Raw genomic sequence first — 8,315 nt, forward strand, 5'->3', positions numbered from 1 at the left:
GTGATCGACGTGGCTGCCGACGGTGTGGTCGACTGGGCGATCCGGCCATCTGCGCCGTTTGATGCAAAAAAAATCTCGATCGAAAAGCTGACGATCACCGGGGGACAGATCACGCTGCGCCACGCCGCGAGCGGACGCGAGCATCTTTTGTCGGACATCAATACGACTGTGTCGGCCAAGTCGCTTGCCGGGCCGTGGCGCGTCGATGGCGCCCTTCGCATCGACGGCATGAAAACGCAACTGTCGGCCTCGACCGGCTCCGTTGATCCGACAGGCCAGATGCGGCTCAGGCTGCGTGCGACGCCGGAGCGATACGGCTTCACGCTCGAAAGCGACGGCAATGCCAGCATGGACAAGGGCCGGGCGCTTTATTCCGGCGGGTTCAGCCTGGTCGAGGCTCAGCCCGAGGTGCTGGCGCCGGCTGATGGCGAAAAGCCCAAGGTGCCAGCCAAGCCGTCCGAGCCGGGCTTGCGGCTGAAAGGCAAGTTCGCCCTCAACCATGCCAAGCTCGGTGTCGAAGAATTCCGTTTCGAAAGCGGCCCGCTCGACGATCCCTACACCGCCGATGGCACTGCCGAGATCGATCTTGGCGCGGCACCGCATTTCATGATCTCGGCCAAGGGCGCGCAGGTGCGTTTCGACGAGGCGGTCGGCGGCGAAAAGACAGGTGCTGCGTTTTCGTTTTCACAGCGTCTGACGGCATTGCAAAAGGTTCTGGTCGAGCTGCCGCGCCCGACCATTCCCGGTACTGTCGATCTCGATCTACCGGCGATCGTTGCAGGCGACACGACGGTGCGTGACGTCAAACTGTCGGCTGAACCGGGCGATGGTGGCTGGAAGTTGAAGTCGCTGGGAGCGACGCTGCCTGGCCGCACGCGGCTTGAAGCCAGCGGCTTCCTGCGTACCGACGACAATCTGGGTTTCGACGGGCAACTGCTTTTGGCTGTTGGTCAGCCCTCGGGTTTTGCTGCGTGGGTGGCCAATGATGTCGACGAGGCCGTGCGCCGGCTGCCTGCCGCGGGCTTCAAGGCCAAGGTGGCGCTGACACGCGAGCAGCAGAAATTCGACGACATCGAGCTGATCCTCGGCAAAGCCAAATTCACCGGCGAGTTGGACAGCATGTTGCCGGACGATGCGCGGGCTTCGGTGACGATGAAGCTCGATGGCGGCGAACTCGACGTTGAAGGCCTGCGCGCCTTCGCCTCACTGTTCGTGACCGACCAGGGGGCCAACCGCTTCACCGATGCCGACCTCGATCTCGCCGTGAAGGCCGGGCCGGTCAATTTTGCCGGCCTGAGTGCGGACACGCTCGATACAGCGCTGCGCCTGCGCGAAGGCGTTCTGGAGATCGACCGGCTGTCGGTTGGTGGGTTGGCTGGTGCGTCGCTCAGTGCCACCGGGCGGATCAAGGATTTTCCTGCGGCGCCTACGGGTAATCTCGATGCCTCGGTGGTGGCGGTCGACCTGGCGCCGCTGGTCGCGCTGGCAGCGAAGCAGTCGCCTGACAACCATCTGCTGACTGGGCTTGCGGCACGCGCGGCGGCATATCCTGATCTGTTGACCGACGCCCGGATCGATTTCGTCGCCAGTGCTGTGGAAAATGGCGATGGCTCGACAGGTGTTGCGCTTAGCGGCCAGGGTGTTGCTGGAGGTTCGGACCTTCTGGCGACGCTGTCGGCACAGGCGATACCAAATGCGCTCGCAAGGTCGCAGCTGAAGCTCGATTTTTCTGCCCGTAATGAAGACGCCACCAGCCTGATGGCGCTGGCTGGGCTGCCTGTGCTGCCGCTTGGCGTGACCGGGCCGGGCGAGCTGCAGCTGACGGCGAACGGTGCTCCACAAAACGGCCTTGAAGTCAGGACTAGCCTGAAAGGCGACGACGCCTCGGCTGGCTTTACCGGCACCGTGGCGCTGCGCGACGATGGCCCGAGCCTGAATGGCCGGCTGACGCTGCAGGCTGCCAACATAGAGCCCTGGCTGATGACATCTGGCGTTTCCCTGCCAAGCATGGGCATGGGCACCCAGGTGGACCTTGCGACTGATGCCAGCCTAACCGGGGGCGCTCTGGTGTTCGACAGGCTTGACGGCAGCGTCAACCAAGGGACGGTGACCGGGAACCTTAGGGCGGAGATGCGTGATGGCATGCCGCATCTCAGCGGATCCCTGATGCTCAACGAACTCGACCTCAGGCCCTTCGCCGAGATGATGTTGGGCGCGGCAGCACTTGAGGGCGGCAGCGGGGTTTGGCCAGCGGCACCTTTTGCGCCAAAATCGGCAGCGCCTTTCAGCGCCGACCTTCAAATCACTGCCGGCACTGTTCTGGCGGAGCCTATGGCTACGGCCACTGACGCCGTGCTTGGGTTGCAGATGGATAGTCAGGCGCTCAGGCTCTCCAACATCAAGGCCAAGCTATTGGGCGGTGACCTCGAAGGCCTGATCGAACTCAAGAACAATGACGGCTCGGCGCTGCTTTCGGGCCAGCTGAAGCTCGTGGGTTCCGATGTCGGGGCGATGCCGGGGGCGGGCGGTCTTAGCGGCAAGGGCGATTTTTCAGCGACGCTGTCGGGAAGCGGCAAATCGGTCGAAGGACTGGTCGCATCGCTGGCCGGTTCGGGTACGGCTGTGGTCAATGGGCTGACGATTCCTGGCTTCAACCCCGACGCGTTTGGACCAATGATCGCCAAGGCCAATGTTTTGGGCCGTGACATCAATGCGGCGCGCGTCGCCGAATTCGCACCCGAGATCGTGAGCAAGGGCAGCTTTGTCGCCGACAAGGCGGATGTGGCGTTCACCATCGCTGGCGGTGTCTTGCGTGCGCCGCCGCTGACGCTGAAGAACGCTGCCGCTACGCTGACGGCTGATCTGCGTACCGACCTCAACGCCGGTATCGTGGCGGCTATTGGCAGCATTGCGTATGCGCCTGACAAAGAGGCTTTGGTCGGGTCCGAGCCCATGCTGGGCTTCCAGGTCGAAGGTGAGCCGGGCGCAACCGTGCAGCTGTTTGACAGCGCGCCGATGGCGCAGTTCCTGACGCAGCGCGCGCTGGAAAAGGAGCAGGCGCGGGTCGAGGCAATGCAGGCGGTGTTGCTGGAAAAGCAGCGGCTGCGGCGCGAGGCGCGCCACTTCGTGGCGCTGCAGGCCGAGCGAGAGCGCATCGCCGAAGAGGCGAGACTGGCTGAAGAAGCGCGGATAAAAGCCGAAGAAGAGGCCAAGGCGCAAGCCGAGGCAGCGCGGCTGCAGGCCGAGGAGGAGGCACGCGCGGCGGAAGCTGCTGCAAGGAGCCAGGCTGAAGCCGACGCGCAGGCGGCCAGGGAAAAGGCCCTTCACGAGGCAGAGCAGGCACGGCAGGCGGCTGAGGAAAGGGCGCGGCTGGAGGCCGAGCAGAAGGCGAAGCTAGAGGCGGAAGCGGCAAAACCCGCGCCGGAGGTTCAACGGGCACCCTTGCCGGAAGCGCGGCCTATGGCGGCGCCGAACGCGCCGGCACCGACCGAATCTGCTCCTCCGGCGGACGCTGTGCCGGCGAAGAAACTCGACCCGCTCAGCCTGGACGATTTTTTCAAGACGCTGCAGAGCCAGTAGGCGGAGTCTTTGCCAGCCGCACTATCGTGCTAGCCCACTTTGGCTTTTTTCAGCACGTCGTTGATACGGCTTTGCCAGCCTTTGCCCGTGGCCTTGAACTTGGCAATCACGTCGGGATCGAGCCGGATCGACACGACCTGCTTGGGTGCTTCGATTGAAGGGCGGCCGCGGGTGCGGCGAATGCTTTCTGCCCATTTTGGAAACAGGGCGAATGGCTTTGCGGTCCTGAACTCTTCTTCTGTCCATTCAGGACTGTCGGAAACTTCGTCCCAATCTTCCTTGGTGTAGCCGTGGCCGGGTTCGAATTCTTTCCTGGTTGGCTTTCCCGTCATTTGAGCAGCCTTCGTTCGTGTGGACTGGCAGGACGCATCGAAATGACCGAAACGCCTTCGTGGCCCAGCCTTGCAAAATCACCGCAATCGAACCATCGGCAAACGGGCCGATCGCCTTGAAGCGATTGGTTTTTGTTGCGTGCACGATGGCGCCCATGAAGAAATCCTCATCGAGCAGGGCAAAATCGATACGTTTAATGGTCCCGGTCAAGAATAAACGTATTACAAAAAAAGCCTGGCAAAGTGCGGCGCGCCAGTTGGAAATCTTCTACTGGCAGGCGCGCCTGGAAGTGCCGAGCTTCGCCTGCTCCAGCACAAACAGTCTGAGCGCGGAGGAAAGGTTTGCTTCGCGTGGGCGCTGGCTGTCGACTTCGGCGACGAGAGCAGCAAGGGTGATGGCGCGGGCGGCCGCGATGGCGACGAGGTCGTCGTAAAACGGCTTTTCCAGCGAATAGCTGGTGCGGTGGCCGCGAATCGTCACCGAGCGTTTTTCGACCAGGCTCACCGGTCGGACTTTTCGGGATCGCGGCGATGGCCGTCGACAAACTTTTCAACGCGCTCGGCGGTCAGCTGGTCGCGCGCCTTCTCGGCCTTGGTGCGGCCATGCAGCACTCGATTCTGGTCGGCAAGGGTCTCGCGCTCGGCGCGCGCCTTGTGCTTCTTGAACTGGCGAAGATTGACGATGTCGGCCATGCGACCTCGCCGCCGGGTTATTTCTTGCGGAACGCGTCGAGCGAAACGACTTCGGCGCCTTTGCCGTGGGCTGGCTCTTCGGGCGTTTCCTTCTCAGCGGCGCCGGCCTTCTTCTTCGGTGCCGTCTTGCGCTCCGGCGGCTTGACCACAGCGATGGGCTCCGGATTGGACGGCGCTTCTTCAGACGCGGCAACCGGATCGGCCTTGACCTCGAATTCGAGCTCGAAGTTCACCGAAGGGTCGTAGAAGCCGCGCACGGCAGAGAAGGGGATCTCGAGCTTTTCCGGAACATCGGAGAAAGACAGGCCAATCTCAAAGCCGGTGTCGGTCACCTTGAGGTCCCAATACTGGAACTGGACGACGATGGTCATCTGCTCGGGATAACGCTCATGCAGGCGCGAAGAGATGCGCACGCCCGGCGCGCCGGTCATGAAGGTGATGAAGAAATGGTGGTTGCCCGGCAGGCCCGTGCGCGCGACTTCCGCCAGGACCTTGCGCATGACGCCACGCAGTGCCTCCTGGGCGAGAATGTCGTAGCGGATCTGGTCTTCGGCCATATGTACAAGCGGGTCCGATTGAATCGTTCCCTTACCTGTAATCAAGCTTGAGGCCGCCGTAAACCGGATATAGCGCCCTATTGAATGTTTGGGATTTCAGCCTTTGCCTGCTCGCAAGCTGCAGGACGACGTGAACGTCCATGCGGCCCCAATTATGCTGGTCGTGCCTTGCCGTAGGCGCGCAGGAAGCAGCGGACGGCGTTGGTCGCTGCTGCACGCAGCTGCTCTTCCGAGAGGGGATCGCCGAAAATCATCGCCATTTGCAGGTCGGCATTGACGAGAGCCAAAAACTGGCGCGCAGCGACGTCGGGGTCGTCCAGATCGAGCCAGCCGGCTAGGGCGAGGCGGGCAAGACGCGCGGCAAGGGCTGCCCAGGTCTTGGCAGGGCCGTGTTCGCGCCAGCCTGCGAAAAGCTCGGGATAGCGCTCGCCTTCGGTCTGCAGCAGCTTGCGCAGGAACTTGCCGTCGCGATTGCACATGCAGTTCTGGTTGAGCCGCACGGCAAAGGCGATCAGCTCGGCCTCCAGGTCGACGGGCTTGTCGGGGAAGGTGGCGAGGGTCTCGAAAATGCTGGCGTTGATGCGTTCGGTGATTTCTCGGACTACTGCGACCAGCAGATTCTCCTTATCACCGTGATGATTGTAGACGGTCTGGCGCGATACGCCGGCTTCAGCGGCGATGAGGTCGATGTTGGCGCCGGCAAAGCCTTCACGACAGAAAACGCCAGCCGCGGCATCGAGGATCGAGTGGCGCTTGGCGGTGTGGCTGCGGGCGACGGCAATGTCAGGAGCGATGGCAGGTGTCATGGAATTTTTATATACAGGTGATTGACGATTTGGACAAGTATGTCTAAAAATATGGACGTGGTGCTGAGAGGCCGGTTCGGGAGGAGTCGGAATCTCGGTTTGCCGAACGTCCTTGGATTACATGTCGCCGTGTTTTCGCGGCGGAAACCAGATCCGAAAGAATCACACCATGACACCCCAATTTCTCCGCGTGGCGGTCGTGCTCGGCCTGTTGTCGGCCATCGGCCCGTTTGCAATCGACATGTATCTTCCGGCGCTGCCAACAATCGGCGCCGACCTCAACGCCAGCACTGCCGCCGTGCAGATGAGTCTGCTCGTCTTCTTCCTCGCCATGGGCTTGGCGCAGATCGTCGTTGGCCCGATCTCCGACATGATCGGCCGCAAGGCGCCGCTCTATATCGGCCTGGTGCTGTTTGCCATCGGCGGTGTAGGTGCAGCGCTCGCGCCCAATATCGAATGGCTCATCTTTTTCCGCGTCGTACAGGGCCTTGGTGCTTCGGCCGGCATGGTGGTGCCGCGCGCAATCGTGCGCGACCTGCATACCGGTACCGAGGCAGCGCGGCTGATGTCGCTGTTGATGCTGGTGTTTTCCGTTTCGCCGATCCTTGCGCCGCTGACGGGTAGCCTGGTGATCGAAGGCTTCGGCTGGCGCGCCGTGTTCTGGGTCGTCACTGCTGCCGCGATGCTGGCAATCGTGCTGTTGTCGACGTCGCTGAAGGAAACGCGGCCCGCTGAACATCGCGCCGAAAGCTCGGTGCGCAGCGCCCTCAGCGGCTATCGCTTCCTGCTCGGCGACCGCAATTTCCTCAGCCTGACTTTCATCGGTGGCTTTGGCATCGCCAGCTTCTTTGTCTACCTCGCCAATTCGTCGTTCATCCTGATCGACCATTATGGCCTGTCGCCGTCGGTCTACAGCGTGTTCTTCTCGATCAATGCGGTGGCGTTCATCGGCATGTCACAGCTGACCGGATTGCTGACCGAGCGCTTCGGGCTGCGGCGCGTGGTCAGGGTCGCGGTGGTCGGTTATGCAACGATGATGGTGGTGTTGCTCGCCGTGTTCGCTTCGGGCGTCGACCGCCTCGACGTGCTCGCAACGCTGTTGTTCATCGGCTACGGCTTCCTTGGCCTCGTCATCCCCACCACCTCGGTGCTGGCGATGGAAGAGCATGGCGAAATTGCAGGTACGGCCTCCGCACTGATGGGCACGCTGCACTTTGCCACCGGTGCCGTCGCCATGGCGGTGGCAGGACTGTTCTTCGACGGCACGCCGCTGCCGATGGTCTTTGGCATTACCATCTCGGCCGTCATTGCCTTTGTGCTGGCCCAGGTGTCGCTTGGTCGCAGCCAGATGGCAGTCGAAGCCCCGGCGGAATGAAATCAAGCGGGGCCGGGCATTTGTCGCCCGGCTCCACAGTCATTAGTACCGAGGTCGCCCGATGACTGTCGGGGTCGAGCCGAAATGTCGCGCCATCTTCATCTAGCCTTGATATCGTCTTATTTACCCATGGGCCGGTAAGTCATTGCCAAGACCACCGGAAGTAGAGCGACGACGCCCGAGGCCATCGAAAATCTTGAAGTTCATTCCCTCCGCCTTGCTGCTGCTGTTTGCAGCAACGTTCTTGTGCGTGTGGCTGCTAGAGCGCCGCCGGCGGCATCTACTGTTTTTCTCGCTTGCGTTCGCGGCTGTCGGGAGTGCGACCGTCGTGCAATTCGCCTTGTGGCCACCTGATATTGGTTACAACACGATCGTTTCCGCGATGCTGTATGCCGCAGGACCGCTGCTGTTGGTCGAAGGCGTGTTGTCGCGTTCACGCAGGTCGATGCCTCTGGTCCTGCACGCGATCTGGTTTGCGGCCATCGTCGGCCTGCTGTGCTATTTCTATTACATCGATAACAATCTCCAGATCCGCGTCTATGCGCTCAATCTCGGTATGGGCTGCATCATCCTGAGCGGTGCTTGGAAGCTGCGCGACCTGGTGCGCGGCAACGTCATCGACCGCGCCATGGTCTGGCTCCTGTTTGGTCTCGGCCTGACCTTCTTTGTGCGCGTGCTGCTCGACGGCAGCACGGTTCCATCTGACAACGTCGAAGCATTTTTTGAATCCGAATTCTGGATCTGGGCGCAGTTTACCATGTCGGTGCTGGGGGTTGGCATGGGACTCGGGTTGCTGGTGGTCGTCTGCGCGGACATCGTGCTGGGGCTCAAGGCGGAGCGCGACAGTGATCCGCTGACCGGTTTGCTCAATCGCCGTGGCCTGCAAAGCAGAGCCCCGCGACTGCCGGCTACAGATCGCGAACAGCTGAGCATCGTCGCCTTCGACATCGACCGGTTCAAGGCGATCAACGTC

Annotated in this window: 8 protein-coding genes; 3 read left to right on the forward strand and 5 right to left on the reverse strand. The window is 62.0% G+C overall.

Annotated features, from left to right (window positions below; genetic code table 11):
- Positions 1 to 3,579, forward strand: a 3,579-nt coding sequence (locus AC1DWF_RS28015; RefSeq protein ID WP_476842317.1) for an AsmA protein, incomplete at its 5' end; no start/stop codon positions are given.
- A 29-nt stretch (positions 3,580 to 3,608) separates the two neighbouring features.
- On the opposite strand, the gene AC1DWF_RS28020 is transcribed toward AC1DWF_RS28015, so the two are convergent.
- From AC1DWF_RS28020 to AC1DWF_RS28040, 5 genes are all read right to left on the reverse strand, one after another.
- Positions 3,609 to 3,911, reverse strand: coding sequence for a BrnA antitoxin family protein (locus tag AC1DWF_RS28020; protein WP_476787334.1), 303 nt, complete (start codon positions 3,909 to 3,911; stop codon positions 3,609 to 3,611).
- Between the two features lie 268 nt (positions 3,912 to 4,179).
- Positions 4,180 to 4,416, reverse strand: a complete 237-nt coding sequence (locus tag AC1DWF_RS28025) for a ribbon-helix-helix domain-containing protein (protein ID WP_476787333.1) — start codon at positions 4,414 to 4,416, stop codon at positions 4,180 to 4,182.
- Positions 4,413 to 4,604 carry a DUF4169 family protein gene (locus AC1DWF_RS28030; protein WP_476788563.1) on the reverse strand — a complete coding sequence of 64 codons (192 nt, stop codon included), beginning with the start codon at positions 4,602 to 4,604 and terminating at the stop codon, positions 4,413 to 4,415. The genes AC1DWF_RS28025 and AC1DWF_RS28030 overlap by 4 nt, the downstream gene beginning before the upstream one ends.
- A 17-nt stretch (positions 4,605 to 4,621) precedes the next feature.
- A complete protein-coding gene (locus AC1DWF_RS28035; protein WP_476788562.1) occupies positions 4,622 to 5,161 on the reverse strand; it encodes an SspB family protein in 540 nt (179 codons plus the stop codon).
- A 152-nt stretch (positions 5,162 to 5,313) separates the two neighbouring features.
- Positions 5,314 to 5,967, reverse strand: coding sequence for a TetR/AcrR family transcriptional regulator C-terminal domain-containing protein (locus AC1DWF_RS28040; RefSeq protein ID WP_476804470.1), 654 nt, complete (start codon positions 5,965 to 5,967; stop codon positions 5,314 to 5,316).
- 169 nt (positions 5,968 to 6,136) lie between these two features.
- Between AC1DWF_RS28040 and AC1DWF_RS28045 the strand changes: the two genes are divergently transcribed.
- Both AC1DWF_RS28045 and AC1DWF_RS28050 read left to right on the forward strand, forming a co-directional pair.
- Positions 6,137 to 7,342 carry a multidrug effflux MFS transporter gene (locus AC1DWF_RS28045; protein WP_476786627.1) on the forward strand — a complete coding sequence of 402 codons (1,206 nt, stop codon included), beginning with the start codon at positions 6,137 to 6,139 and terminating at the stop codon, positions 7,340 to 7,342.
- Positions 7,343 to 7,559: 217 nt separating this feature from the next.
- Positions 7,560 to 8,315, forward strand: a 756-nt coding sequence (locus tag AC1DWF_RS28050; RefSeq protein ID WP_476842318.1) for a GGDEF domain-containing protein, incomplete at its 3' end; no start/stop codon positions are given.

The organism is Aminobacter sp. P4_D5, from assembly GCF_056401815.1.